This window comes from Klebsiella sp. w6, from assembly GCF_033100215.1.
GTDB classification, from domain to species: domain Bacteria; phylum Pseudomonadota; class Gammaproteobacteria; order Enterobacterales; family Enterobacteriaceae; genus Klebsiella; species Klebsiella variicola.
Map to the genome: position 1 here is coordinate 17,523 of NZ_CP136908.1, position 24,586 is coordinate 42,108.

Annotated in this window: 26 protein-coding genes and 2 pseudogenes; 13 read left to right on the plus strand and 15 right to left on the minus strand. The window is 54.2% G+C overall.

Annotation, left to right across the window (positions count from 1 at the left end; all coding sequences use genetic code 11):
* The first annotated feature begins 6 nt into the window (after positions 1-6).
* Together R0140_RS27120 and R0140_RS27125 are read left to right on the plus strand one after the other, a co-directional pair.
* On the plus strand, positions 7-573 hold the full coding sequence (locus tag R0140_RS27120) for a TetR/AcrR family transcriptional regulator (RefSeq protein WP_003830785.1): 567 nt from the start codon (positions 7-9) through the stop codon (positions 571-573).
* A gap of 152 nt (positions 574-725) precedes the next feature.
* Entirely contained in the window at positions 726-1,298 is a 573-nt protein-coding gene (locus tag R0140_RS27125) for a recombinase family protein (RefSeq protein ID WP_317704083.1), read from the plus strand.
* 1 nt (position 1,299) lies between these two features.
* On the opposite strand, the gene R0140_RS27130 is transcribed toward R0140_RS27125, so the two are convergent.
* Entirely contained in the window at positions 1,300-1,974 is a 675-nt protein-coding gene (locus R0140_RS27130) for a DNA adenine methylase (protein ID WP_016495560.1), read from the minus strand.
* Positions 1,975-2,121: 147 nt separating this feature from the next.
* On the opposite strand from R0140_RS27130, the gene R0140_RS27135 reads away from it, so the two are divergent.
* The 3 genes from R0140_RS27135 to istB all read left to right on the plus strand — a co-directional run bounded on the left by R0140_RS27135 (position 2,122) and on the right by istB (position 5,578).
* Positions 2,122-3,120: a hypothetical protein gene (locus R0140_RS27135; protein ID WP_016495559.1), complete on the plus strand. Its 999-nt coding sequence runs from the start codon at positions 2,122-2,124 to the stop codon at positions 3,118-3,120.
* 93 nt (positions 3,121-3,213) lie between these two features.
* Positions 3,214-4,746, plus strand: coding sequence for an IS21-like element ISAav1 family transposase (gene istA, locus R0140_RS27140; protein WP_016495558.1), 1,533 nt, complete (start codon positions 3,214-3,216; stop codon positions 4,744-4,746).
* Complete coding sequence (gene istB, locus R0140_RS27145; protein WP_016495557.1) at positions 4,736-5,578, plus strand: IS21-like element ISAav1 family helper ATPase IstB; 843 nt, start codon at positions 4,736-4,738, stop codon at positions 5,576-5,578. Before istA ends, istB begins: the two co-directional genes overlap by 11 nt.
* 444 nt (positions 5,579-6,022) lie before the next feature.
* On the opposite strand, the gene cysC is transcribed toward istB, so the two are convergent.
* The 4 genes from cysC to R0140_RS27165 form a co-directional block, all read right to left on the minus strand.
* Positions 6,023-6,535 (minus strand): adenylyl-sulfate kinase, encoded by a 513-nt coding sequence (cysC, locus tag R0140_RS27150; RefSeq protein ID WP_016495556.1) that lies wholly within the window; start codon positions 6,533-6,535, stop codon positions 6,023-6,025.
* Positions 6,536-6,558: 23 nt separating this feature from the next.
* On the minus strand, positions 6,559-7,863 hold the full coding sequence (aroA, locus tag R0140_RS27155; RefSeq protein ID WP_016495555.1) for a 3-phosphoshikimate 1-carboxyvinyltransferase: 1,305 nt from the start codon (positions 7,861-7,863) through the stop codon (positions 6,559-6,561).
* Positions 7,864-7,879: 16 nt separating this feature from the next.
* Entirely contained in the window at positions 7,880-8,281 is a 402-nt protein-coding gene (locus tag R0140_RS27160; RefSeq protein ID WP_317704084.1) for a hypothetical protein, read from the minus strand.
* A gap of 219 nt (positions 8,282-8,500) precedes the next feature.
* The gene (locus tag R0140_RS27165; RefSeq protein ID WP_001067855.1) at positions 8,501-9,205 is read right to left on the minus strand and encodes an IS6-like element IS26 family transposase; all 705 of its coding nucleotides are present in this window, start codon (positions 9,203-9,205) and stop codon (positions 8,501-8,503) included.
* Positions 9,206-9,269: 64 nt separating this feature from the next.
* Here R0140_RS27165 and R0140_RS27170 point away from each other — a divergent pair.
* The 7 genes and pseudogenes from R0140_RS27170 to R0140_RS27200 form a co-directional block, all read left to right on the plus strand.
* Positions 9,270-9,572 (plus strand): annotated as a pseudogene (locus R0140_RS27170) (helix-turn-helix domain-containing protein); the annotation flags it as partial.
* Positions 9,573-9,700: 128 nt separating this feature from the next.
* Positions 9,701-10,033 (plus strand): ArsR/SmtB family transcription factor, encoded by a 333-nt coding sequence (locus tag R0140_RS27175; protein WP_045347690.1) that lies wholly within the window; start codon positions 9,701-9,703, stop codon positions 10,031-10,033.
* Positions 10,030-10,740, plus strand: coding sequence for an arsenical resistance protein ArsH (gene arsH / locus R0140_RS27180; RefSeq protein WP_045347655.1), 711 nt, complete (start codon positions 10,030-10,032; stop codon positions 10,738-10,740). Before R0140_RS27175 ends, arsH begins: the two co-directional genes overlap by 4 nt.
* An 8-nt stretch (positions 10,741-10,748) precedes the next feature.
* Positions 10,749-11,294: a sigma-70 family RNA polymerase sigma factor gene (locus R0140_RS27185; RefSeq protein ID WP_046883962.1), complete on the plus strand. Its 546-nt coding sequence runs from the start codon at positions 10,749-10,751 to the stop codon at positions 11,292-11,294.
* A 75-nt stretch (positions 11,295-11,369) separates the two neighbouring features.
* A complete protein-coding gene (locus tag R0140_RS27190; protein WP_046883963.1) occupies positions 11,370-11,732 on the plus strand; it encodes an arsenic metallochaperone ArsD family protein in 363 nt (120 codons plus the stop codon).
* Positions 11,733-11,752: 20 nt separating this feature from the next.
* Positions 11,753-13,510 carry an arsenical pump-driving ATPase gene (gene arsA / locus R0140_RS27195; RefSeq protein ID WP_046883964.1) on the plus strand — a complete coding sequence of 586 codons (1,758 nt, stop codon included), beginning with the start codon at positions 11,753-11,755 and terminating at the stop codon, positions 13,508-13,510.
* Positions 13,511-13,641: 131 nt separating this feature from the next.
* Positions 13,642-14,163, plus strand: coding sequence for a GNAT family N-acetyltransferase (locus tag R0140_RS27200; protein ID WP_046883965.1), 522 nt, complete (start codon positions 13,642-13,644; stop codon positions 14,161-14,163).
* A gap of 49 nt (positions 14,164-14,212) precedes the next feature.
* Here the strand turns inward: R0140_RS27200 and arsC are convergent, their stop codons facing one another.
* The 9 genes from arsC to R0140_RS27245 form a co-directional block, all read right to left on the minus strand.
* Entirely contained in the window at positions 14,213-14,638 is a 426-nt protein-coding gene (gene arsC, locus R0140_RS27205) for a glutaredoxin-dependent arsenate reductase (RefSeq protein ID WP_032655882.1), read from the minus strand.
* A gap of 12 nt (positions 14,639-14,650) precedes the next feature.
* On the minus strand, positions 14,651-15,940 hold the full coding sequence (gene arsB, locus R0140_RS27210) for an arsenite efflux transporter membrane subunit ArsB (protein WP_032655881.1): 1,290 nt from the start codon (positions 15,938-15,940) through the stop codon (positions 14,651-14,653).
* Between the two features lie 45 nt (positions 15,941-15,985).
* Positions 15,986-17,737, minus strand: coding sequence for an arsenite efflux transporter ATPase subunit ArsA (arsA, locus tag R0140_RS27215; RefSeq protein ID WP_032655878.1), 1,752 nt, complete (start codon positions 17,735-17,737; stop codon positions 15,986-15,988).
* A 17-nt stretch (positions 17,738-17,754) separates the two neighbouring features.
* Positions 17,755-18,117 (minus strand): arsenite efflux transporter metallochaperone ArsD, encoded by a 363-nt coding sequence (arsD, locus tag R0140_RS27220; protein ID WP_032655876.1) that lies wholly within the window; start codon positions 18,115-18,117, stop codon positions 17,755-17,757.
* 47 nt (positions 18,118-18,164) lie between these two features.
* Positions 18,165-18,518, minus strand: a complete 354-nt coding sequence (gene arsR / locus R0140_RS27225; RefSeq protein ID WP_032655874.1) for an As(III)-sensing metalloregulatory transcriptional repressor ArsR — start codon at positions 18,516-18,518, stop codon at positions 18,165-18,167.
* A gap of 120 nt (positions 18,519-18,638) precedes the next feature.
* A complete protein-coding gene (locus tag R0140_RS27230) occupies positions 18,639-19,130 on the minus strand; it encodes an arsenate reductase ArsC (RefSeq protein WP_032655872.1) in 492 nt (163 codons plus the stop codon).
* Between the two features lie 143 nt (positions 19,131-19,273).
* A complete protein-coding gene (locus tag R0140_RS27235) occupies positions 19,274-19,714 on the minus strand; it encodes a protein-tyrosine phosphatase family protein (protein ID WP_032655870.1) in 441 nt (146 codons plus the stop codon).
* A 45-nt stretch (positions 19,715-19,759) separates the two neighbouring features.
* Positions 19,760-20,239: an arsenate reductase ArsC gene (locus R0140_RS27240; RefSeq protein WP_032655868.1), complete on the minus strand. Its 480-nt coding sequence runs from the start codon at positions 20,237-20,239 to the stop codon at positions 19,760-19,762.
* 4 nt (positions 20,240-20,243) lie between these two features.
* Positions 20,244-20,615: an ArsR/SmtB family transcription factor gene (locus R0140_RS27245; protein ID WP_032655866.1), complete on the minus strand. Its 372-nt coding sequence runs from the start codon at positions 20,613-20,615 to the stop codon at positions 20,244-20,246.
* A 104-nt stretch (positions 20,616-20,719) separates the two neighbouring features.
* Here R0140_RS27245 and R0140_RS27250 point away from each other — a divergent pair.
* Positions 20,720-22,157 (plus strand): annotated as a pseudogene (locus R0140_RS27250) (glutathione synthase).
* A 619-nt stretch (positions 22,158-22,776) separates the two neighbouring features.
* On the opposite strand, the gene R0140_RS27255 reads toward R0140_RS27250, so the two are convergent.
* Entirely contained in the window at positions 22,777-24,573 is a 1,797-nt protein-coding gene (locus R0140_RS27255; RefSeq protein WP_191727031.1) for a glycoside hydrolase family 13 protein, read from the minus strand.
* Positions 24,574-24,586: the final 13 nt, after the last annotated feature.

Here is a 24,586-nt window from a genome sequence, read left to right on the forward strand (position 1 = left end):
GCCGACATGGCGAGAGCCAGCAAGCGCCTCGAAGTGCTTGAAGCCATTGTGAGCATCATCGAGCGTGACGGCCTCACCGCCGTCACCCTCGACGCCGTAGCGCTCGAAACCGGCATGACACGCGCCGGCCTTCTGTATCATTTCCCGTCGCGCGAAGCCCTGATCCTCGCCACCCATGAGCATCTGACTCGCTCATGGGAACAGGAGCTGGAAGCGAGCGCCGGCAACACCTCGGACAGGGCGACAGACGCCGAACGACACGCCGCCTACATCAACACCTGCGCAAGAGCTGCCCGGCGGGTCGAACTGCTGCTCATACTGGAAAGCTCCGACAATCGGCAGCTTGGCGATCTGTGGCAACAGGTCATCGACCGCTGGGCACCTCCTGCGCCGATTGGAAACGACGCTGCCGAGTTGGACAGGTTCATTTCGCGCCTTGCCGCCGATGGGCTGTGGATTCACGAGGCGCTGTCGTCGCGCCCGCTCCCCGAGCAACTGCGCAAGCGTATCGCGGCGCGCCTCGTCGCGATGGCCGCCGGACCTGTTGAGGCGGAAGAAAACCTCCCGAAATAACTGGTGTCCCCCCACAACCCTACTGCGCCGGTGCTGCCGGCGCTTTCACGGTGATGGTGCATTGCTGATCTGAACCGACCGAGCACCAGGCCGCCGGCGTCGCCTTCAAGGTCGCGCGCATCTACTTGCGCGTCAGCACCGACGAGCAGGACTTGACCAGGCAGGCCGCCATCGTTGAGAGCACCAGGGCCGCCGGCTTCTACGTCGCCGGCATCTACCGCGAGAAGGCTTCGGGCGCTCGCGCCGATCGCGCCGAGCTGCTGCGCATGATCGGCGACCTGCAACCCGGTGAAGTCGTCGTTGCGGAGAAGATCGACCGCATCAGCCGCCTGCCGCTGCCCGAGGCCGAACGCCTCGTGGCCTCGATCCGCGCCCAGGGCGCGCGCCTGGCTGTCCCTGGCGTGGTCGATCTGTCCGACCTGGCCGCCGAGGCGAAGGGCGTGGCAAAGGTGGTGCTGGAGTCGATCCAGGACATGCTTTTGAAGCTGGCGTTGCAGATGGCCCGCGACGACTACGAGGATCGCCGCGAGCGGCAGCGGCAGGGCGTCGAGCTGGCGAAGGACGCCGGCCGCTACACCGGCCGCAAGGCCAACACGAAGGTGCATGAACGCATCGTGGCGCTGCGCACCGCAGGCCACAGCATTCCAGAGACGGCCAGGCTGGCCGGGTGCAGTGAAAGCCAGGTCAAGCGCGTATGGGCGCTGCACAACCAGGCGCAGGCGTGACCTACTCGGCCGCCTCCAGCTCGCGCAGGCATTCCATGATCGCCGCCCGCTCCAGCGGATCGAGCTTGGCGAGCTTCGCTTGCCAGCGGGCTTTCTTCCGCTTGATGCGCTCGCGCTCGCGGAAGTTGCTGCCGAGGTAGCGCAGATCGTGCAGCTCGGCCGGCTCGGGGTAGTTCATCCAGAGCCTTTCAATGGCGATGCCGCCGCGCGTCATCGCGTTGAACTCGATGGTTCTCCATGACGCCAAGGGAGAGCTGTCATAGATCGTTGAGCTGTAGCCCGACACCATCACCGCGCACGGCAGGCCGGCCAGCACGTCGAGCAGCCGCAGGTGGTCGGCGTCGTCGTATTCGTGGCGGTAGAGCTTGCCGCCGCGCCGGCTGTCCATCACGTAGGGCGGATCGACGTAGACGAACTCGGAGCCGGTGAACGGGTGGGACTCCAGCCAAGCCACGGCGTCGCCGTGGTGCAGCTCCAGGCCGGGCACGTCGAGCTGCTGCCAGACCTCGATCACCTCGGGATCAACGTCGATGCCGACGCTGCGGGCAGCGGGCCGCTTGCGCTCCAGGATGTTGCCGCCGCCCAGGTGCGTTTCGATGTACGTGTCGTGAGGCGGGATGTTGTTGATGATCGTCTGGTAGACGCCGGCACCGCCCTTGCCGCCGGGGTATCTCATGGCCTTCTTCCTGGAGTAAATCGGGACTTGGCCAGCATCGTCAGAAATGGCGATGCTGTCAAGGGAAGCCGGTCTGAAAGACTTCGCTATTTGCGAATGTGCCGCGATCCGTGTAAATAGCCAACGCTTGTTGCGAATGCGTGAGCCATGGCTAAAGAACCGGTCCAGCACGAAAGCCTGCTCCTGCCAGGCTATTGGCGAATAACCAGCTTCGGCGCACTGACCGAAAATCCAGCCGCAGCTGCCGGCGACCTCCTTATCCGTGCGGACCTGGCGGAATTGGCCAACTGGGAAGACTCCCCTGTGGATTGGGGCAGGGTCACGGGACGTCAGCGGCGGATGCTCGTGCCCGTTGGCGAGCTTCCGCGCCTTCATCTCAACGCTGTCCTGCATGACGGACGCCTCGCGAACGACCTCGTGGACCGGCTCGAATTCGAGCGCTGGATGCGCCGGGAGATCAACTGCGATAGGTCGAACATCACAGTAATCACTCGCGACCACAAGGACGACCAAGGCAACTATGTGGTTCCCGTTCGCGCCAAGTGGGCAAGCCAGCTCAGCGACCATGATCGTCATGGACTGTTTGTCGCATTCGGATCTGGCGAAGACCCCTATGCGCTAGTCATCCCCTGCGTCGAGGTGTTCCGCTTTTTCTACGCCACGTCAGATGTACTGGCAAAGTACTTCTTGAAGGACCGTTTTCTTGATCCCGGCGCCTACCTTTGGAATCCCAGCAAGACGGCTATCTCGAGGACTGACGGGAAAGCGGTCCTGTGGCTGCGGAAATGGATGCTGGATGCGGATGCCCGGTTCCTGGCGAGGTTCGCCTTCGACGAGTACGCCCTCGGCCAAGCCCAGGCGATATTCCTGAGTACCGCCGCTGCCAACGAGCCTTCGCATGAGCGACGCATAAGGGCGCTACCGCCGTTCCAAGGCACTGAAGAAGTCACGTTTCTTGGGATACCACTTGGCAGTGAAGAGCGCCCAAGGATCTTCGTCACGCGGCTATTGAGCTGCGACTGGAAGCCGCCCTTCACCGAACTGAAATGGGATCGGGACAACGACGGCCGTTCCGACCCCAACAAACGCGAGGAGCGCCCTCCGACTGAATGGAAACCCAGTCTGTTGAATCACGAGCAAAACTGAGCCACTAAAGGGCATCCGTCACGCCCAATTTTGAGCCACGTTATCCACCTACCCTGCTGTTTTTTGCAGCAGTGGGGTGCAGGAGTGATCAACGTGAGCACATTGAGCAAATTGCGCCGCATGGTCCACCGTGACCACCTGAGCGTGCGCGAAGCCAGCCGAAGGCTGGGCATCTCCCGCAATACAGCCGCCAAGTGGCTCGAGGCCGACGAGATGGTCGAGCCCCGCTACCCCAAGCGGGCCTCTCTTCCCAGCGTTCTCGATCCCTACAAGGAACAGCTGGCCACCTGGCTAAAGGCCGACAGCCACCGCAACAAGCGCGAGCGCCGTGGCATCAAGGCCATGTTCCGGGCACTGCAGGCCGTGGGCTACCCTGGCAGCCGAGGCCCGGTCTATGAGTTCGCCAAGCGCTGGCAGCAGGCACAGTCCGACGCGCCAACCCGAATGGCCTTCGTACCCATGAGTTTCGAGATGGGCGAGGCCTTCCAGTTCGACTGGAGCTGCGAGTACCTGTTCGTGGGCGGCCTGCGCAAACGCCTGGAGGCTTCGCACACCAAGCTGGCGGCCAGTCGGGCCTTCATGCTCACCGCCTATTTCAGCCAGGCCCACGAGATGTTGTTCGACGCCCATGCCCGAGCCTTTGCGGCTTTTGGTGGCGTGCCGCGCCGGGGCATCTACGACAACATGAAGACCGCCGTCGACAAGGTTGGTCAGGGCAAGAGCCGCACCGTCAATGCGCGCTTCGAGGCCATGACGGGTCACTACCTGTTCGAGCCAGAGTTCTGCAACCGCGCCGCTGGCTGGGAGAAGGGTATCGTCGAGAAGAACGTGCAGGATCGCCGTCGTGGCATCTGGATGGAGGCAGCGGAACGCCGCTGGCCCGACCTGGAGAGCCTCAATGCGTGGCTGCACCAGGCTTGCCTGGACGCCTGGCATGAGCTGCCTCACCCCGAGTGGCCAGAGCTGACGATCGCCGACGTCTGGCAGCAAGAGCAGACGCACCTGATGCCCAACCCTGCGCCATTTGATGGCTATGTCGAGCAGATGGCCAGGGTCACAGCCACCTCGCTGATCCACTACCAGCGCAATCGCTACAGCGTGCCATGCGAGTGGGCCCACACCAGTGTCAGCGTGCGGGCTTATCCCGATCGCCTGGTGGTGGTCGGTGCCAACTCGGAATCGCCAGAACAGCCGGTGAGCCTGCCGCGCAGCTTCGAGCGTGGCCAGACCTTGTACGACTGGCGGCACTACGTCAGCTTGCTCGAACGCAAGCCCGGCGCTTTGCGCAACGGCGCCCCCTTCAAGACCATGCCCGAGCCCTTGCAGCATCTGCAAGCGCACCTGCTTCGCCACCCTGGCGGCGACCGGGTGATGGCCCAGGTGCTCATGGCCATCACCCTGCACGGGCTCGATGACGTGCTGGTGGCCGTGGAGTTGGCGCTGCAATCGGGCCGCGTGAGCGCAGACCATGTGCTCAACGTGCTGGCCAGGCTCAAGGAGCCCCAAGCCGTGCAAAGCCTGCCTGAAGCAGCCTTGCCTTCACTGACGCTGCACGAGCCGCCTCAGGCCGACGTGTCGCGCTACGACAGCCTGCGCCAGTCCCAGGAGGATGACCATGTCCAATGACATCGCAGCAAGCCTCAAGGGCTTGAGCCTGCACGGCATGGCCAGTGCCTGGCCGGAACTGCTGGGCATCGCCCGGCTCAAATCGCTCGACCACGAAGCCCTGCTGCATCAGCTCATCAAGGCCGAGGGTGCACATCGGGAAGTGCGCTCCATGGCCTACCAGATGCGGGCGGCCCGATTCCCGCACCACCGCGACCTGGCTGGCTTTGCCTTTGATCAGGCGCAGGTGGACGAGGCGCTGGTGCGTCAGCTGCACGAGTTCAAGTTCATCGACTCAGCCCACAACGTGGTCTTCGTGGGCGGCCCTGGCACGGGCAAAACACACCTTGCCACAAGCCTGGGTGTTCATGCCATCCGTGCACATGGTAAGCGGGTGCGCTTCTTCTCGACCGTCGAGCTGGTCAATCTGCTGGAGGCCGAGAAAGCTCAAGGTAAGGCCGGGCAACTGGCACATCGGCTCATGTACGTGGATCTCGTCATCCTCGACGAGATGGGCTATTTGCCCTTCAGTCAAGCCGGTGGGGCCTTGCTGTTCCACCTGCTGTCCAAGCTGTACGAGCGCACCAGCGTGGTCGTCACCACCAACCTGTCGTTCTCGGAGTGGGCCAGCGTGTTCGGCGACGCCAAGATGACCACCGCGCTACTCGACCGACTCACCCATCACTGCCACATCGTCGAAACCGGCAACCAGAGCTGGCGCTTCAGGCACTCGACTGCACAACCGTCTTCGATCATCAGAGCCACACGAACCAAAACGGCCAAAGGAGCACCCCAGACAGATCACGCAGTAGACTTATCCACATCCGAACAGTCCATTTCTTCGTCAACTTAGTGGCTCAGTTTTGGACGTGACGCCTGGCTCAGTTTTGCTCGTGATTCAACACACGAAGCGCCAGAATGTTATTTTGTGCAGAGTGGCACGCAGTCCGGTTGCGCACACGCGAGTAGCTTCGCCCGCTTGCGCGGCGCATCGACAATAGAATCAAGTGTCGGCGGTTACCGCCTGAGGTTTGTGTGATCTGGAGAGCCGATCGGCGCGTTCGCATCCAGGCAGACTGCACCGCAATTCGTTCTTTGTCCGATCACGCGCACAAGCTCGAGAGGTGCTGCGAGACCGTGTCGGTCGTGCGGAGATCTCTCAGGACGCGGCCCTCTTTCCGCACGGAAGCAGTGTGAGGGGCGCTTTGGACCCTCAGAGATAGGAATCTAAAAGAGGTGCCTGCGCGCCGCCGGCAGACAATGACCCTAGTCCTCCAGGCGGTCGTCTTCTGCGACGTCACGTGCCCGTGACGCGTCGTATGATGTCGGCTGCTGTGGCCTCAATATCGAACCCGGGGTCGCTGATACAAATCTGCGGGGCTTTCGGGGCCTCGTAAATCTGAGACACGCCGGTAAAGGCGCGTAGAGTCCCAGCGCGTGCTCTTCGGTAGTGCCCCTTGACATCCCGAGCCTCACAAACTGACAGGGGGACATCAAGGAATACCTCGACGTATCGGTCGGGCCCGATGATGTCCCGTGCGGCTCTACGGTCCTCCTCAAAGGGGGAAACGAGCGCGACGGCTGCGAATATGTCACAGTTGTTGGCCAGCCTTGCAACCTCCGCGACCCGGCGCACATTCTCAGTTCGGTCAGCAGGCGCAAAGCCCAAGTCTCGACTCAGGCCCTGCCGTACAACGTCACCGTCCAAGAGGCATACTGGACAACCGCGCACTCGAAGCTGGCGAGCAATAGCTGCCGACAGCGTTGTCTTGCCCGCTCCGCTCAGGCCCGTGATCCAAACTGTGCGCATAACGCCCCTCGTGATGAGATTGCTTATTGCGAGCTCGCCAGACCGCAGCCGGCGCACAGATCTCCAAAGCCCGGAAACGACGTCCCGATCGCCTCCGCATCCACGACTGTTATCCCGTCTTCGCAGCGGGAGCTGGCGATGGCGAAAGCCATCCCGATTCGGTGGTCGTACGCCGTCTCAATTGAGACACCGCCCTTGAGCATTCGACTGCCCACGCCCGATATCACGGCGCCGTCGGGCTTGGATTCGACGACTACGCCAAGCTGGCGCAACCCGACGAGCATGGTCTCAATACGGTCACTTTCCTTAACTCTGAGCTCCTCCGCTCCGCGCACTACAGTGGTCCCGTTGGCAAACGCCGCGGCAATAAAGAACACGGGGAACTCGTCGATCATCCGGGGCGCGATGTCCGCGTCGAGCTCGATTCCGGACAGCTCGGCACCGGTGACCGTTATATCAGCGACTTCCTCTCCACCAGAGCTGCGGCGGTCCGAAAGCTCTACCCGCGCGCCCATGAGCCGCAGTGCGTCCACAATGCCGGTGCGTGTCGGATTTATTCCCACGTTCCTGATGGTAATTGAGGCGCCAGGATTGATAGCAGCCGCCACCATAAAAAAGGCTGCGGACGATATGTCGCCGGGAACAACAACGTCCCGGCCCTTCAGGCTGCTTCGCTCCACTTGGATTTCTTGCCCGTTGACGGAGACGTTGCCTCCGAAGGCGGCCACCATGGTTTCCGTGTAGTTGCGGGTGGGTTTCCTTTCTATCACGGTGGTGGCTCCATCCGCATAGAGGCCGGCCAACAGTACCGCCGACTTCACCTGGGCGCTGGCCACGGGCAAATCGTAAGTGATGCCCCGAAGCTTTGGCGTGCCGGTGATCCTCATCGGAGCGGTCCCGGAAGCTGACAGCTGAATTTGCGCCCCCATTTGGCCAAGGGGGGTCGCCACACGCCCCATCGGCCGTTTCGACAAAGAATGGTCTCCAACCAGCACGCTTTCGAAGGGCTGCCCGGCCAAGATTCCGGCCATAAGCCTCATCGCAGTACCCGCGTTGCCCGCGTCCAGTTCCGCATTTGGCCGCGTGAGCCCACTCTCGCCGGCCCCAGTGATGGTTACCTGCCCGTTCGCAATCTCAATGCTTACTCCCATGGCTCGCATCATTCCGATGGTGCTGACCACGTCTGCTGCCAGCAAGCACTTCCGAACCGTGGTAACCCCTTTAGCCAGAGAGCCGAGCATCACCGCGCGGTGAGAGATGGACTTGTCGCCAGGAACCTCAATCACTGTCGGGTTTTGGGTCAGACGGCCGGAAAACGTAACCTTCATTTGTGCCTCGCTAGAATTAGACTGCGAATTTCTCGCTATCGGGATTGTTTATTGACAACATTGGAGCGCAGCGGCCCCGGATGAATTCGATCAGCCTCTGTTCGCTTTCTTCCACGACCCTTACCGACTCCGCGGCTCGGCGACCGATGGCCGCCCGCAGGAAATAGTCACGCCAACCTTGTGCCGCCTGGTCAGCGAGGTGATGCAGCGAGTTTACATCGGCGGGCTGGCAAAATCCACTTCGCATGAGAATGGTCCCCAACCATCTTGCCCAGCTCCGCTGGTTGGCGAGGAAGCGCAGCGTTTTGGTCAGGCGATCTTCGTTGCCTTGGGCGGCACGAAAAGCCTCGCCGACGAGAACGGCCTTACGTTCGACCGCAGTACTAACCGATTCGATTCGCCCAATGGCGTTTGCCACGACCGTTTCAACCGATGGCAGGGCTCGGAAGTCGCGTCGAACTCTGGCGGTGAGAACATAGGGCGCCCCGTGCGTCGCTTCGCTAAACAATTGCTCATGGAACAGAGATAGGCGCCCGAGGGTGTCGAAGTGCTCGGCATAGACGTCACCAAGGACGTCGTACAGAGGGCACTGTTGCAAAGTTAGCGATGAGGCAGCCTTTTGTCTTATTCAAAGGCCTTACATTTCAAAAACTCTGCTTACCAGGCGCATTTCGCCCAGGGGATCACCATAATAAAATGCTGAGGCCTGGCCTTTGCGTAGTGCACGCATCACCTCAATACCTTTGATGGTGGCGTAAGCCGTCTTCATGGATTTAAATCCCAGCGTGGCGCCGATTATCCGTTTCAGTTTGCCATGATCGCATTCAATCACGTTGTTCCGGTACTTAATCTGTCGGTGTTCAACGTCAGACGGGCACCGGCCTTCGCGTTTGAGCAGAGCAAGCGCGCGACCATAGGCGGGCGCTTTATCCGTGTTGATGAATCGCGGGATCTGCCACTTCTTCACGTTGTTGAGGATTTTACCCAGAAACCGGTATGCAGCTTTGCTGTTACGACGGGAGGAGAGATAAAAATCGACAGTGCGGCCCCGGCTGTCGACGGCCCGGTACAGATACGCCCAGCGGCCATTGACCTTCACGTAGGTTTCATCCATGTGCCACGGGCAAAGATCGGAAGGGTTACGCCAGTACCAGCGCAGCCGTTTTTCCATTTCAGGCGCATAACGCTGAACCCAGCGGTAAATCGTGGAGTGATCGACATTCACTCCGCGTTCAGCCAGCATCTCCTGCAGCTCACGGTAACTGATGCCGTATTTGCAGTACCAGCGTACGGCCCACAGAATGATGTCACGCTGAAAATGCCGGCCTTTGAATGGGTTCATGTGCAGCTCCATCAGCAAAAGGGGATGATAAGTTTATCACCACCGACTATTTGCAACAGTGCCCGTGGATTTAACCAGCCCGGCAGGAAAGATGACGATGCAGGTGATTTCTGCTGTGGCTGAGTTTGAGAGAGACTTGCTGCTTGAGCGCACACATTCAGGTATTGCGAGGGCAAAAGCAGCCGGAAAACGGTTTGGCCGTCCCTCCGCACTGAACGAAGAACAGCAGCGGGCAGTGATTGCACGTATTGATTCAGGAATCAGTATCAGCGCCATCGCCCGCGAGTTCAGCACGACGAGACAAACCATTCTCAGGGTGAAAGCAGCACATTTAGCACCTGATAATGCTTCCTCTCGTCCTGTTTGATTTGTTTAACCAATTCAATGGTGATTCTGTTTATCCTCTTTTGTGAAATATCCGAATCCGTCGCGTTTGATAAAAACTAACATTTCCATTATTCTAGAAATATAGAATAATTGCAGTAAAGGTATATGATGAATATCGAATCGGCTGCATCCGCCCTAAAAGAACTCGGTCATCAGACTCGATTGGCAATCTATAAAGAACTCGTCAAAGCCGGGCTAACAGGGATGTCAGTTGGTGAACTACAGAAAAGAATTGAGATCCCTGCATCTACGCTAAGTCATCACCTGTCAGCTCTGATGTCCGTCGGCCTGATTAAGCAAGAAAGGCAGGGCAGAACTCTTTTCTGCCATTCTCGCTACGAGAAACTTGAAGAACTCATGGCTTTCTTGGTTGAGGAATGCTGTGCAGGCGTATCTTGCCCTCGTTTTGAGGAAAACCTGACTCAAGGGAATAGCAAATGAATGAATTGAAAAACATTACACCTGATTTATTTGAATCTTCTATTACCGAGGAACGCCTCGGTGTCCCTGCCGTTCCCCATCCTCCCCGTATCCTCATGCTGTACGGTTCTGTACGCGAACGTTCATATAGCCGACTGGCAACAGAAGAAGCGGCAAGATTACTGACTGCCATGGGTGCGGAAGTGAGGATCTTCAATCCTTCAGGTCTCCCCCTACCTGATGATGCACCTGACTCTCATCCGAAAGTCATGGAGTTGCGCGAACTGGTTCGCTGGTCCGAAGGGATGGTGTGGTGCTCACCTGAACGCCATGGTGCGATGACCGGCATCATGAAGGCCCAGATTGACTGGATACCACTATCCGAAGGCGCTGTTCGCCCTTCTCAGGGTAAGACACTGGCCGTTATGCAGGTCTGCGGTGGCTCTCAGTCATTCAATGCCGTCAACCAGATGCGCATTCTTGGCCGCTGGATGCGGATGATCACCATCCCGAATCAGTCCTCTGTGGCAAAAGCCTGGCAGGAGTTTGATGACGATGGACGAATGAAACCCTCATCTTATTACGACCGCATCGTGGATGTAATGGAAGAACTGGTGAAATTTACGCTGCTGACCCGAGGCAACTCAGAGTATCTGGTTGATCGCTACAGCGAACGAAAAGAGTCGGCAGAAGAACTTTCCCGGCGGGTAAATCAGAGCAAAATTTGAGGGCTGGCATGAGTGATGTAACGGCATTCAACAACTGCATGAGCGTGTTCTGGCGGCAACATGAAGCCGAACTCTCTCGCTTTCTGACATCGAAGACTGGCGATCGTGAAAAAGCAGCAGACCTTCTGCAGGAGCTGTTCCTGCGTGCCCGCGCTCATTCGGACAGTTTCTGCGAGATGGAGAATCCGCGAGCCTGGCTGTACCGGGCGGCGAGGAATCTGCTGATTGATGAGTACCGCACCACCAGGGATTTTGTTGAGCTGGAAGAAGATGCCCCATTCACAGAGGCATCCCCTGATGCCATCTCAACGCTGGATATTTGCCTGCCTGAAACGTTGCAGGCTTTACCCGAAGATGAGCGGTGGCTGATTGAAGAGTCCGATCTTAACCGGCGTCCTCAGCAGTCCCTGGCCGATGAACTGGGTATCACGCTGACGGCTTTTAAATCCCGCCTGCTTCGGGCCAGAAAGCACCTGAAAGCAGCGATGACAGAACTGTGCCAGATTGAGGCGGATGACACTTCTCCCGTCTGCTGCCACAAAAAAATGAATTAATCACGCATCTTTTTCCCTCCACCTTCGTTTACCTCAGTGTAAAGCCAAATGACTTAACACTGAGGTAAACAGTCCATGTCAAAAATTGAGATCTTTGAAGCTGCAGGCTGCTGCGCAACCAGCAGCGTTGTGGTCAGCGACGAAGCCGTCAAATGGAACGCCAGCGCCGAATGGGCGAAAAAGAGTGGCGTTGATATTCAGCGCTACAGCCTTGCGAAGCACCCGCAGCAGTTCCTGAATTCGCCTGTCATTAAAGAGTTTCTGAACACATCAGGAATGGAGTCCCTCCCTGTCACCTTGCTCGACGGGAAGCTGGTGATGGCAGGCAAACTGCCAACTCGTGAAGATATCGCCCGTTGGGTCGGTATTCCGCTGACTCAGGACTGGAGTGAAGACAGTACACAACCACGCTGCTGCAACATTCCACGTATGCCTTAATTCCAGAGGAGCTATCACCGATGAATATGCCATTTTTAAAAGACATTCCCCCGTTTATCTTCTTCACCGGTAAAGGTGGCGTGGGTAAAACATCCCTGGCCTGTGCGACTGCGGTATGGCTGGCCGATCAGGGCAAGAGAACGCTTCTGGTGAGTACCGATCCGGCTTCCAATGTCGGCCAGGTATTTAGCCAGACTATCGGCCACCGAATCACAGATATCAGCACCGTAGACAATCTTGCCGCGATGGAAGTTGACCCTATGGCTGCGGCACAGGCTTATCGCGACCGTGTACTGGACCCTGTTCGCGGACTGATGCCAGCCGATGTGGTCAGCAGCATTGAAGAGCAGCTCTCCGGCTCATGCACCACGGAAATCGCTGCATTTGATGAGTTTACCGGTCTGCTGACCAATCATGCGCTGCGCGAAAAATATGACCATATCGTATTTGATACCGCGCCAACCGGTCACACTATCCGCATGCTTGAGCTGCCGGGAGCCTGGAGCGGTTATCTGGACGCGAACCCTGATGCCGCTGCAAACCTCGGACCGCTGGTAGGGCTGGAAAAACAGCAGCACCAGTACTCCGATGCGGTTAAAGCGCTGTCTGATGCCGCGCTCACACGCTTAGTGCTGGTTGCCCGCGCCCAGGCTTCAACGCTGAAAGAGGTTTCTCATACGCACGATGAGCTGTCTGCTATCGGTTTGCAGCATCAACACCTTGCCATCAATGGTGTGCTGCCGCCGTTTGCTGGTGAAAACGATCCACTGGCGCAAAGTATTCTGGCTCGGGAAGAAAGCGCATTGCAGGCCATGCCTGACAATCTGGCGAACCTTCCCCGCTCGCAGCTGTATCTGAAGCCATTTAACCTGGTCGGTCTGGAAGCCCTGCGTGAGTTATTTACAGAGAGCAAGGCCGCACCGGCTCTCCCTGCTACCACGCTGAATGCTCTGGATTTGCCGAAGCTATCCTCACTGGTGGATGAACTGAGCCAGACAGGAAAAGGGCTGGTCATGACAATGGGTAAAGGCGGTGTGGGCAAAACGACCGTTGCGGCATCGGTGGCGGTCTCGCTGGCGAAGCGTGGTCATAAGGTCCACCTGACCACATCCGACCCGGCAGCCCATCTGTCTTACACACTGGATGGATCACTGCCAAATCTTCAGGTCAGCCGCATCGACCCGAAGGTGGAGACAGAGCGCTATCGTCGTTTTGTTCTGGAAAACCAGGGCAAAGGATTAGACGCTGAAGGGCTGGCGGTGCTGGAGGAAGATCTCCGCTCGCCATGCACTGAAGAGATCGCCGTCTTCCAGGCATTCTCGCGGGTAATCAAAGAGGCCGACGATCATTTTGTCATTATGGACACCGCGCCAACGGGCCACACGCTTCTGCTGCTGGATGCAACTGGAGCCTATCACCGTGAAATGGTGCGCCAGATGGGGCAAATACATGACCATACGGTGACGCCAATGATGCAATTGCAGGACCCGGAGAAGACCAAGGTGATTATCGTGACGCTTGCCGAAACGACACCGGTACTGGAAGCCGCAAACCTGCAGCAGGACTTACGCAGGGCCGGAATAGAACCATGGGCATGGGTAATCAACAGCAGTCTTGCTGCTGCGAAACCGTCCTCACTGTTCCTGGTAACCAGAGCCAGTCGCGAACTGCCACTGATAAATGACGTTACAGAGCAGTATGCAAAGCGCATTGCGTTAACGCCATTGCAGAATGAAGAACCCGTGGGTACGGTCCTGCTGGCAAAAATGGCGGGCTAATAGCTAATAGATGGGGCGACAGCCCCATCTCCTATATCCAAACTTTTGCTTATACAGGTTATAAGTTTAAGCGTTTAACCTACCGTCGCGAATTCCGGTAGTTTGTAAAACATCATTACTGGAGTGATACGATGCATATTATCAATGCTAAAGAACAGCATAGTACTGCGATACGCAATATTTATGCTCACCACGTCCTGCATGGTACAGGTAGCTTCGAAACCGACCCCCCGGACGCACAAGAGATGCTTAGCCGACTGAGAAACGTTCAGTCTCAGGGATTCCCATGGTATGTCGCCCTGCTGGGCGATACCGTCATTGGCTACTGTTATATTTCGCGTTACCGCGAACGCCATGCTTATCGGTTTACGGTTGAAAACTCGATATATATTGATCCGGCTTATCAGCGACAGGGCGTCGGAAAAGCATTGCTTGGTCATGCTTTAAAATGGGCCCAGTCCCGGGGATATCGTCAGATGATTGCTGTTGTGGGGGACAGTGCAAACGTAGCTTCTGTATCGTTACATATCCGTGCAGGATTTACTGAAATAGGCACACTGAAGGACATTGGTTTCAAGCATGGCCGCTGGCTGGACACGGTTTTGCTACAACTAAATCTTGGTGAAGGGAGTAGTACTCAGCCAAAAGATTAAGGTCTTATGCTCTGAGGCAGTAAAAAGGGGGCATTTGCCCCCTTCATCTTTATTTCAGTCGTTTACCTGCACCATCAACGACTTTTTCACCGTCTTCCTTGGTGAAAGCCGCTTTCTGAGCATCTGGAAGGATATCCAGAACCACCTCGGAAGGACGGCACAGTTTAGTTCCCAGCGGCGTCACCACTATTGGGCGGTTAATCAGGATCGGGTGTTGCAGCATAAAATCGATGAGCTGATCGTCCGTAAATTTATCTTCTGCAAGACCCAGTTCCTCATAAGGCTCGACATTTTTACGCAGCAAAGCCCGGACTGCAATACCCATATCGGCAATGAGTTTGACCAGCTCATCGCGTGAAGGAGGAGTCTCAAGGTAAAGAATAACGGTCGGCTCAGTACCGCTGTTGCGGATCATCTCCAGCGTGTTACGCGATGTGCCGCAGGCTGGGTTGTGATAAATGGTGATGTTGCTCATTTCAGTATCTCATTACAAAGTGACAGAGAGACGTAGCGCCAGCGCGGCCAGCGTTACAAACAACACAGGCAGAGTCATGACGATCCCGGTGCGGAAATAGTATCCCCAGGTGATGGTCATGTTCTTCTGTGACAGAACATGCAGCCAGAGCAGCGTTGCCAGGCTACCAATAGGTGTAATTTTCGGCCCAAGATCGCAGCCAATCACGTTGGCATAAATCATCGCCTCTTTGATAACGCCTGTTGCGGTGCTGCCATCAATAGAGAGCGCGCCAACCAGCACGGTAGGCATGTTGTTCATGATGGAAGACAGGAAAGCCGTCAGGAAGCCAGTACCAAACGTCGCGGCCCACAGGCCTTTATCTGCCAGCACGTTCAGCACACCGGAGAGGTATTCCGTTAGCCCGGCGTTACGCAGGCCATAGACCACCAGATACATCCCCAGTGAGAAGATGACGATCTGCCAGGGTGCACCGCGCAGCACTTTGCCGGTGTTAATGGCATGGCCTCGTTTCGCCACCACAAACAGGATGGCAGCGCCAACAGCCGCAATCGCGCTGACCGGAATACCGAGCGGCTCAAGGACGAAAAAGCCAACCAGAAGAAGGATCAACACTATCCAGCCGGTTCTGAAGGTTGCCAGATCTTTAATCGCTTTTGCCGGTGCTTTCAGAAGAGCCAGGTCATAAGTTGGCGGGATATCTTTACGGAAAAACAGATGCAGCATCACCAGCGTGGCGATAATGGCGGCGATATCCACCGGCACCATGACCGACGCATACTCCGTGAAGCCCAGTCCAAAGAAGTCAGCAGAAACGATGTTAACCAGGTTCGATACGATAAGCGGCAGACTGGCCGTATCGGCAATAAACCCGGCAGCCATCACGAATGCCAGCGTAGTGCCTTTACTGAAACCTAATGCCAGCAACATGGCGATCACGATCGGCGTCAGAATCAATGCTGCACCATCATTAGCAAACAGTGCCGCCACCGCTGCACCGAGCAAAACAATATAGGTAAACAGCAAACGCCCACGACCATTGCCCCAACGTGAAACGTGCAGCGCCGCCCATTCGAAAAAGCCCGATTCATCGAGCAACAGACTGATAATAATCACGGCAATAAACGTTGCTGTAGCGTTCCAGACGATATTCCAGACAACAGGGATATCGCCTAAATGCACAACACCAGAAATCAACGCCAGTACCGCGCCCAGCGTCGCACTCCAGCCGATCCCTAATCCTTTCGGCTGCCAGATAACCAACACGATGGTCAGGACAAAAATAGCGGCTGCCAGTAACATAAATCCTCCAGACAGGGCGGCTCGGCCGCCCTGTATACACAAAAATTAAACAGCCAGCTCTCTGAGTTTTTCGATGCCAGTGGGTTCTGATGCCAGCACGGGTACTAACGCGACACGTTTGGCATGTGTGCTCTGCACGGCTTCGATCTGAGGCAGCTCTTGTTGAGCACGCTGACAAAGTAGTGGTGAACGCGTCTCAGCAGTGGAAAGACTATTATTGATAATCCAGCCCCAGGGATGAATTCCTGCGCGTTCAAGATCGGCCTGCAGGTTTGCCGCCTCCAGTACTGGTGTGGTTTCAGGCAGAGTGACCAGCAGAACTTTGGTACGTTCCGGGTCCTGAAGCTGCATCATCGGAGTGGTAAAATGACCTTTATCCCCCATCTTCTTAGCAATCTCACGGTGATAAGCCCCGGTAGCATCAAGCAGTAATAGCGTATGCCCGGTAGGTGCCGTATCCATGACCACAAACCGTTTGCCGGCTTCACGGATGACACGTGAGAACGCCTGGAACACCGCAATCTCTTCAGTGCAAGGTGAACGTAAATCCTCTTCCAGCAGCCGTTTCCCCGCTTCATCCAAATCCCGGCCCTTCGTCTCCAGAATATGCTGGCGATAGCGTTCGGTTTCATCATGAGGGTTGATTCGGCTAACCTGCAGATTATTGAGGCTACCGTTCAGCGTTGTGCTCAGGTGCGCGGCAGGATCCGAAGTGGTGAGATGGACATCAAATCCCATGTCCGCCAGCCTGACAGCGATGGCCGCAGCCATTGTGGTTTTACCCACGCCACCTTTGCCCATCAGCATAATCAAACCGTGTTCACTGCGGGCGATATCATCGACCAGGCCAGAAAGCGACATATTCTCTGGCTTGTTTTGTATACTTTGTTCAGGAAGCGATGCTATCTCCGCGTGTTCGTTGAGCAGGCCTTTCAATGCGGAAACACCAACCATATTCAGTGGCTGAAGGAACAGTGTGTCTGTCGGCAAGTCAGATAACCCCACGGGAAGATTTGCCAGCGCCTCTTGCTCCCGTTGCCATATTGCAGCGGCCAGTGAGTCACGTTCTGCTTCGCTCGCAGGCAGGACACCATTAATGACCAGGTACTGATTTTTCAGGCCAATGGCTGATAATTCGTCATGAGTGCGGGCGACTTCCTGCAGTGTTGATTTTTGCAGTCTCGCGACCAGTACCAGGCGCGTACGTTCGGGGTCAGACAATGCTTCAACCGCATGAGCATATTGCTCACGTTGCTTTTCCAGCCCCGCCATCGGGCCGAGGCAGGAAGCGCCTTCCGGGTTACTTTCAATGAAGCTACTCCAGGCGCCAGGAAGCTGGAGAAGACGAATAGTGTGACCCGTCGGGGCGGTATCAAAAATGATGTGATCGAAGCGGGTCAGCAGAGAAGCATCCGTCAACAAGCCTGTGAATTCATCGAACGCAGCAATCTCTGTCGTGCATGCGCCCGAGAGTTGTTCGTTGATACCATTAACAACGTCATCAGGCAAAAGACCTTTAATAGGATCAACGATTCTGGCCCGGTATTGCTGTGCCGCATCTTGCGGGTCAATCTCCAGAGCTGACAACCCTGGTACGGAGGCCACTGGCAAAATGGTATTGCCAATCGTCTGGTCAAAGACCTGGCCTACGTTTGAAGCCGGGTCAGTACTGACAAGCAAAACACGTTTGCCCAGCTCAGCCAGGCGTATAGCCGTGGCGCAGGAAATAGAGGTTTTACCTACACCACCTTTACCGGTAAAAAACAGATAAGGCGGGATATTCTGTAAAAAATTCATATGTCCTCCTGACATATTCAGCAACAGGAAGTCTTACCACCACAGCAACTTGTTGGTGCTAAGCCTACTTTCTCCAGCGGAATGCCAAACCAGCGAGCCAGTTCAGCACGTCTGGGATAACGTCCTGCCATCACCGTTTCGCCATCCAGCAACAGCAGCGGAAGCCCTTCAGCCCCTGATACTTCGAGGAATGCTTTCACTTTTTCGTTCTCAACGAAGCTCATCGGCTGTTGCGCCAGGTTGAAACGCTCGATCTGAACCCCTCGCTCTTTCAGCCATTGCACATCAGCAGAAAAATCAACCAGTACCTGGTCGACATCTGAGCCACAAACACCGGTACTGCAACACATCGCCGGGTCGAACACTGTTAACGTTTTCATTCTCAATACCTCACATTCGTAAAAACATATGTGTACAAGCAAAATTTTTAGATGCAGACAGCTTTACCGCTGCCAGAGCAGTTGGCTGACACCAGCTTACGGGCAATGGCCTGAACGTCGCCTTGCTGGCTTAGCCAAGCCTGCTCGACAATCTGAGCGGCCCATGAGGGGATATGTGGAGATAAGCGGTAGTTAACCCATTTTCCCTGCTTACGATCCAGTAAAATCCCACTTTCCCGCAGCATTGCCAGATGGCGGGATATTTTAGGTTGTGATTGCTCCAGTGCCGTACACAAATCACATACGCATAGTTCCCCCATCTCTCTGAGCAAGAGAACGATGCCCAGACGCGTTTCATCAGACAGGTTTTTGAAGAGTTGTATGGATGATAATTGCGGCATAAGCCCTCCTGCTTTTATCTGGTAGTGTCTCTCTGTGACAGCGGAATGTCAAAGATATATTTGAATTTTCATATATGAAAATGAATAATCATGCCAAATAAAACATGTTAGCAAGGCTGTTTACTTACCAATACGATTCAGTTCTTGCTGAAGAGACATACGATCCAGTTTATGAAACGGCAGGCTCATAAAAATTCGAATCCGGTTGCTAATTTCTTTGTATATTCGGCTGAATTCTTTCAACTTCTGCTCTTCAGTCCCCTTAAACAAGGCCGGATCGGAAAATCCCCAATGGGCAGTAATCGGTTGCCCAGGCCAGGCCGGGCAGGATTCTCCTGCTGCCTGATCGCAGACAGTAAAAATGAAGTCCATTTTAGGAGCATGGACTTCTGCAAATAAGAGCCAACTTTTACTGGAAAGCGTTGAAGTATCTATCTGATGTTGCTGCAAGAAAAGTGTCGTCATCGGATGCAGCTCTCCACGAGGATGAGTGCCAGCGCTGTAAGCTTTAAAATTACCTTGCCCCATCTGATTCATGAGCACTTCAGCCATAATGCTTCTTGTTGAATTGCCTGTACAAAGAAACAGCACGTTGAATGGTTGATTCTGCATCTTAATCTCCTGCCGGATAGCTTGTCAGGTCAATCCTGTAAGTTATTGCGCCAGATTGAAACGCTCAATCATGACAGCCACAATTTTAAGCAACTCCACTTTGGGTGCTTACTCCAAAGTGGTGAGAAGCTGGACTTCTGTGTTTAATCAGGTTCAGGGTAGAGGAGACCTAACGCCTGATACTGAATTGGCTTGATGTTGAATACCGGACGAATAGATTTAGCCCGCTCAACCGCTTCCGGTACGGTTTTGCTGATTTTTAATTCCAGCAAGACACCTGCTGCAACAGTTCCCGTCCGTCCCCTGCCTGCGCCACAATGAAATGCCACTTTATGACCATTTTGATAGGCATCTACTACCGCGAGTATTGCATCACGGAACAGTTGTTCCTCAGGTTCTTCGGCATGATCGCTCAATGGAATATGTACCCACTGCACCTCTGGGTGATGTGTAGCACAGCCCGTCGCTTCGGCACGTAAATCAACCACCACGTCGATGCCATCTTCGTCCACCATCTGCTGGATATCATTAGCGCCGCCACAGTAAATATGACCAGGTATTAGTGCATGATATAACTTGCTCATGTACTTGTTTTCACTCCTAATAAGCTAAATAAACAGACTAAAAACCTAACCCAACAGATTGCCGATACGGTCCAGTTCAGCTTTCAACATGGTTTTATCCTGCTGCAATTTTTCCAATGGAAGCGCAAAAAATGCCTCAATACGCGTACGCAGAATGGTATATGCCGTAACAAATGCCGCATCGATCTCCTCATCCGTCCCTGCGACATGAGCAGGATCCTCAACTCCCCAATGGGTTCGCAACACGGGACCCAAATAGGCCGGACAGGTTTCATTGGCAGCATTGCCACAGACGCTGACGACGATATCCGGTTCCAGGGGTAGGTTCTCCCACGACTTGCTGTAATAACCTTCAGTGGCGATACCTTCACGAGCCAGTAAAGCAAGGGAGCGGGGATGCACCTGACCTGTCGGATGACTTCCGGCACTCATGCCATGCCAACCTTCTGGTGCCAGATGATTGAATGTCGCTTCGGCGAGAATGGATCGACAAGAGTTACCGGTACACAGAAACAAAACGTTCATTCAACTAGTCCTCACATTTTATCCAGGTGGGTGAAAGTGGCTCTGTTGATGAGCAACTGGGATTGGAGTACAGGGATATACATTTTTCCGGATGGCCAGAACAACACTCTTCAGTCAGGAAAGTTATCAACTCCAGCATCAAGGGAATGTTGGCCCGATAACGCTGGAAGCGTCCTTCCTGCTCAACCGAGAGCAATTCGGCATGGGTCATAGCCTTGAGATGAAAGGACAATTTATTTGGAACAATGGCAAGGCTTGAGGCAATTTGCCCCGCTACCATCCCCTGTGGTCCGGCTTTCACCAGCAAGCGATAGACATCCAGCCGGATGCCAGAAGCCAGAGATTCAAAAACTTGAGTTGCGGTATCTTTTTTCATAATTCAATGCTACAAGAACTATTGAAGTAATCAATCAAATTTTATAGGCTGATAGCCAAGTAACAACCACCAATGATATGCCAGGTAAAATCAGGGGACGTAAAATGAGTACTCTTGATGTTCAGAAGCTCAAGGATGATGCCGTCGAATGGGCCTTAACTCATGGTGTTGCTTTCAAGGAATCGTCGTATTCCGCAGTGCATACCCCGTTTACCCTGACACCAACACCTATCAGCCGTAAATCCTATCAGTACTTAAAGAATGCAACAGGAATACTCAGCAAATTAATCTATTCAGTTTCTGAGGATCATGATTTTTTGTACTCTGCGATTTATCCCATCAAGGCCGGGAATGCCTTCTTTTCAGCCCTCCTGAACATGCATCAACAAATCCATTCATCATCAAGGCATGCTCCTCGATTACCATTACTCATTATGCGTAGCGACTTTATGGATGATAATCGTGATGGGTTCAGGCTTATAGAGTTCAATGGTATAGCTGCAGGAATGGGGCCGTTTGGTCAGCGGATACATGATCTGCATCACTATCTACAACGGCAATGTCCCGCTGTCTTTTCTGATTTATCGAATCAGGCAACAGGGGCGCTTGTCGACAATCAAGCGATCGAAGGGTTATCAGCAGCGATTTGTCAGGCAACTTGCAGAATTAAGCAGGAGTTCGGAGACCCCGGCCCTGCCAGGTTCCTGATGATTGTGCAGGAGAATGAAAATAATGTGTTTGATCAACACTTGCTTGAGCTCGCCCTCCAGCAAAAAGGAATCGAAACGCATCGCAGGACTTTTCGTGAACTGCATAATCAATTGAGTACAGGCGCCGACAACAGGCTCATTCTCGAGGGTGTAGGCCCACTTGATACCGTCTACTTACGTGCCGGATATCAGTATTCTGATTATGAAGCATTCAATATCGATGAGCAGGAGTGTTGTCAGGCGCTGATGGCGACCCGAGTATTCATTGAGCAGCACCGGGTTGCAGTGAACGCCACAGTTGGCCAGCAACTGGCGACCAGCAAGCGAGTACAAATGCTGCTCTCGCAATTGGGTTACGACGAGTTTGTCGCATTTGGATTAACACTGCAGGAAGCTAAAATAGCAAAAACGATACTGGGTGAGATGTTACCCATCAGCCCGGATAGTATCAACCTTGCAAAAGAGTCTCCTTCGGAAACCTGGGTTCTCAAAAAACCAGGGTGAAGGCGGGGGGCATTGTCTGTTTGGTGCGGATATCCTGACAAAACTGACGGAACTCACTCCACAACAATATCAGTCCTGGTCGCTGATGCGCCGTTTACACCCTCAGCCCCGAGCTATGCCCACCTTGATTGTGCGTAAAGGGGAGTTGCATAAGGTGAATGATTTGATAAGCGAACTTGGAATGTTCTCCGTGCAGACAGATAACAATCCCTCCAGTGCTGAGCACAGTTTTGCTGGATATCTAATTCGTAGCAAATCAGCTGAATCGACAGAGGGAGGGGTCCATAGTGGACAAGGTGTTTTAGACTCGCTGGTATACAGCGATTAGTCCCTTTCAAGGGGGCTGAAATCTGGTTATATGAAAGCATGCGGTAAGTGGTGTTTTAGCCCCAGTGGAGATGATGCTGTTTCTAGACTGAGTCGTAGTAAGCTAATAATAGTATTATAAATGAAGCCATGAGGGTATTTACAGGGCATATCTTATTAAGGGAACAACAGCAAAAACTGCTGCTATAAGAGGCTGCACCCAAAGTTCTTCAAGGTTCACATCATCGCTGCTGGGTCGATGCTGTTTCAGTTACGGGTCAATTTTCAATACCATTAGCTGTTCCTGTGACTACGGTCATTACGCGCTGTCGACATCAATTTGTACAGCAAACAGTCTTAGCGTGGGATATTTTCCGTTTTCCAAGCGGACCCCTAGGAGAGGGTAAATATCTTCTCTGTGCTGGCCATACTGCGCTCTTGTCATATTTAATGATGATTTTTCGAAGGGTCATCTGCAGGTGATGAACGGCTTATTATCTATAATCTCACATCTGATATTATTTTATGGTTTACCGTTATAGCCGTCCCGGTAAGCCGACAGACCGACACCGATTATGGTTGTGCTAAAGACCAGGGGAACGCTACTACCCCTGTGTCTGGTTATGTTACCTGCCAGGTGATTACTGCAGTTTATATACACCTGCCTGCCAGGGGCTCAATGACAGGGATGTACCCTGTGGCGCGGTCGCCTGGTGCTGAGTTTCAATGACCACTTCTCCGATCGCATCATTAGCCGGGAGAGTATAGCGAACCGGGTACTCCTTAAAGTTCACCACGACCAGATAACGCTCGTTACCCAGCGTTCGCGTATAGGCATAAACGGTATTGTCCTGTGGATTAAGGTCCTGATAGGCGCCATATACCAGAGCCGGGATATGATGGCGCAGCTGAATCATTTTTTTATAATAATTCAGCACTGAATCTTCGCGGGCTTCTTCACGTTCGGCGTTGATCTCCACATAGTTTGGGTTAATGCGAAACCAGGGCTTTCCGTGAGTAAAACCGGCATTCAGGCTGTCATCCCACTGGAAAGGTGTTCTGCTGTTATCGCGGCTCGTCAGACGCACGTTATCGAGAAACTCGGTGGCCGTGACTTTTCCACTCTGAACATAATCCTGCCAGAAGCCTTTAACTTCGATGTCGTCAAATTCGTTGAGTTGTCTGAAGGGATAATTAGTCATTCCCAGCTCTGAGCCCTGATAAATAAACGGCGTTGCCCGCTGGGTGAGGGTGATCGTCGCCAGTGCCTTAGCCGAAGCTTCCCGCCATTGCGGCCTGTCATCCCCGAAATGGGATACCGCACGGGGGTTGTCATGGTTATCCAGGAAGAACGTGTTCCAGCCATACTTTCCGACCGTGACATCCATTTTGCTGATGATCTGGCGGAACTGAGAGAGCGACCACGGCTTGTGACGCCAGCGCTCATTGCTGTCACGATCGAGACGAATGAGGTCAAACATAAACGCCATATTCAACTCATGCCGGCGGCGATCAAAAAACTGGGAAGAACGATCCAGCGGGACGCCAAAAATTTCACCCGCGGTGGCCACATCATACCGGGACAGTACCTCCCGGTTCATTTCCTGAATGTATCGATGAATATTAGGGCCCATGGTGTATTGTTCAGCAAAATTTTTCTGTTGTTCAGGTGTCAGATTGGGAAATCCGGGAATTTTTGAGTAGGTTGCCACCGTATCAAATCGCATGCCTGATACGCCTTTATCCAGCCAGAAGCGGAGCATTGCGTAAAGATCCTCGCGTACTTTCGGGTTATCCCAGTTGAGATCAGGCTGCTGCCTGGCAAAATAGTGTAAATAGTACTGTCCCGACTTCACGTCTTTTTGCCATGCCGAACCGCCGAAAAATGAGGGGTAATTATTAGGTGGCTGATTATCTTTTCCGTCACGCCAGAAATAATAGTTACGATAAGGACTATTTTTATCGCTTTTACTTTGAATAAACCACGGGTGTTGATCACTGGTATGGTTAATGACCACGTCGATCATTAAGCGCATATTTCGTTTTTTCATTTCGGCAACAAGATTATCAAAATCCTCCATTGTGCCATACTCTTTCATTATCTGACGGTAATTACTGATATCATAGCCGTTATCGGTGTTCGGAGAGTCGTAATGGGGATTGATCCAGATAGCGTCAATACCGAGCGATTTCAGATAGTCCAGCTTTTCAATAATACCGCGAATATCGCCAATGCCATCATCATTGGTGTCTTTAAATGAGCGAGGATAGATCTGATAAAAAACAGCTTCTTTCCACCATGCAGGATATTCACTTTCCTTTTGAACGTGAATATCCTGATTCAAGGATGGTGCAGCACTGACAGCCGGGCAGGCCAGACTTATTATCAAAGATGACAGCGCGACAGCCACCCCGGTACGTAGCGTAACAAAAGACATAATAATTTCCTTG

Coding starts and splice junctions, on each gene's coding strand:
- R0140_RS27120 (WP_003830785.1), top strand. CDS start 7: ATGGCGAGAGCCAGCAAGCGCCTCGAAGTGCTTGAAGCCATTGTGAGC.
- R0140_RS27130 (WP_016495560.1), bottom strand. CDS start 1,974: ATGAGATACCCCGGCGGCAAGGGCGGTGCCGGCGTCTACCAGACGATC.
- R0140_RS27135 (WP_016495559.1), top strand. CDS start 2,122: ATGGCTAAAGAACCGGTCCAGCACGAAAGCCTGCTCCTGCCAGGCTAT.
- istB (WP_016495557.1), top strand. CDS start 4,736: ATGTCCAATGACATCGCAGCAAGCCTCAAGGGCTTGAGCCTGCACGGC.
- cysC (WP_016495556.1), bottom strand. CDS start 6,535: ATGCGCACAGTTTGGATCACGGGCCTGAGCGGAGCGGGCAAGACAACG.
- aroA (WP_016495555.1), bottom strand. CDS start 7,863: ATGAAGGTTACGTTTTCCGGCCGTCTGACCCAAAACCCGACAGTGATT.
- R0140_RS27165 (WP_001067855.1), bottom strand. CDS start 9,205: ATGAACCCATTCAAAGGCCGGCATTTTCAGCGTGACATCATTCTGTGG.
- R0140_RS27175 (WP_045347690.1), top strand. CDS start 9,701: ATGAATATCGAATCGGCTGCATCCGCCCTAAAAGAACTCGGTCATCAG.
- arsH (WP_045347655.1), top strand. CDS start 10,030: ATGAATGAATTGAAAAACATTACACCTGATTTATTTGAATCTTCTATT.
- R0140_RS27185 (WP_046883962.1), top strand. CDS start 10,749: ATGAGTGATGTAACGGCATTCAACAACTGCATGAGCGTGTTCTGGCGG.
- R0140_RS27190 (WP_046883963.1), top strand. CDS start 11,370: ATGTCAAAAATTGAGATCTTTGAAGCTGCAGGCTGCTGCGCAACCAGC.
- arsA (WP_046883964.1), top strand. CDS start 11,753: ATGAATATGCCATTTTTAAAAGACATTCCCCCGTTTATCTTCTTCACC.
- R0140_RS27200 (WP_046883965.1), top strand. CDS start 13,642: ATGCATATTATCAATGCTAAAGAACAGCATAGTACTGCGATACGCAAT.
- arsC (WP_032655882.1), bottom strand. CDS start 14,638: ATGAGCAACATCACCATTTATCACAACCCAGCCTGCGGCACATCGCGT.
- arsB (WP_032655881.1), bottom strand. CDS start 15,940: ATGTTACTGGCAGCCGCTATTTTTGTCCTGACCATCGTGTTGGTTATC.
- arsA (WP_032655878.1), bottom strand. CDS start 17,737: ATGAATTTTTTACAGAATATCCCGCCTTATCTGTTTTTTACCGGTAAA.
- arsD (WP_032655876.1), bottom strand. CDS start 18,117: ATGAAAACGTTAACAGTGTTCGACCCGGCGATGTGTTGCAGTACCGGT.
- arsR (WP_032655874.1), bottom strand. CDS start 18,518: ATGCCGCAATTATCATCCATACAACTCTTCAAAAACCTGTCTGATGAA.
- R0140_RS27230 (WP_032655872.1), bottom strand. CDS start 19,130: ATGCAGAATCAACCATTCAACGTGCTGTTTCTTTGTACAGGCAATTCA.
- R0140_RS27235 (WP_032655870.1), bottom strand. CDS start 19,714: ATGAGCAAGTTATATCATGCACTAATACCTGGTCATATTTACTGTGGC.
- R0140_RS27240 (WP_032655868.1), bottom strand. CDS start 20,239: ATGAACGTTTTGTTTCTGTGTACCGGTAACTCTTGTCGATCCATTCTC.
- R0140_RS27245 (WP_032655866.1), bottom strand. CDS start 20,615: ATGAAAAAAGATACCGCAACTCAAGTTTTTGAATCTCTGGCTTCTGGC.
- R0140_RS27255 (WP_191727031.1), bottom strand. CDS start 24,573: ATGTCTTTTGTTACGCTACGTACCGGGGTGGCTGTCGCGCTGTCATCT.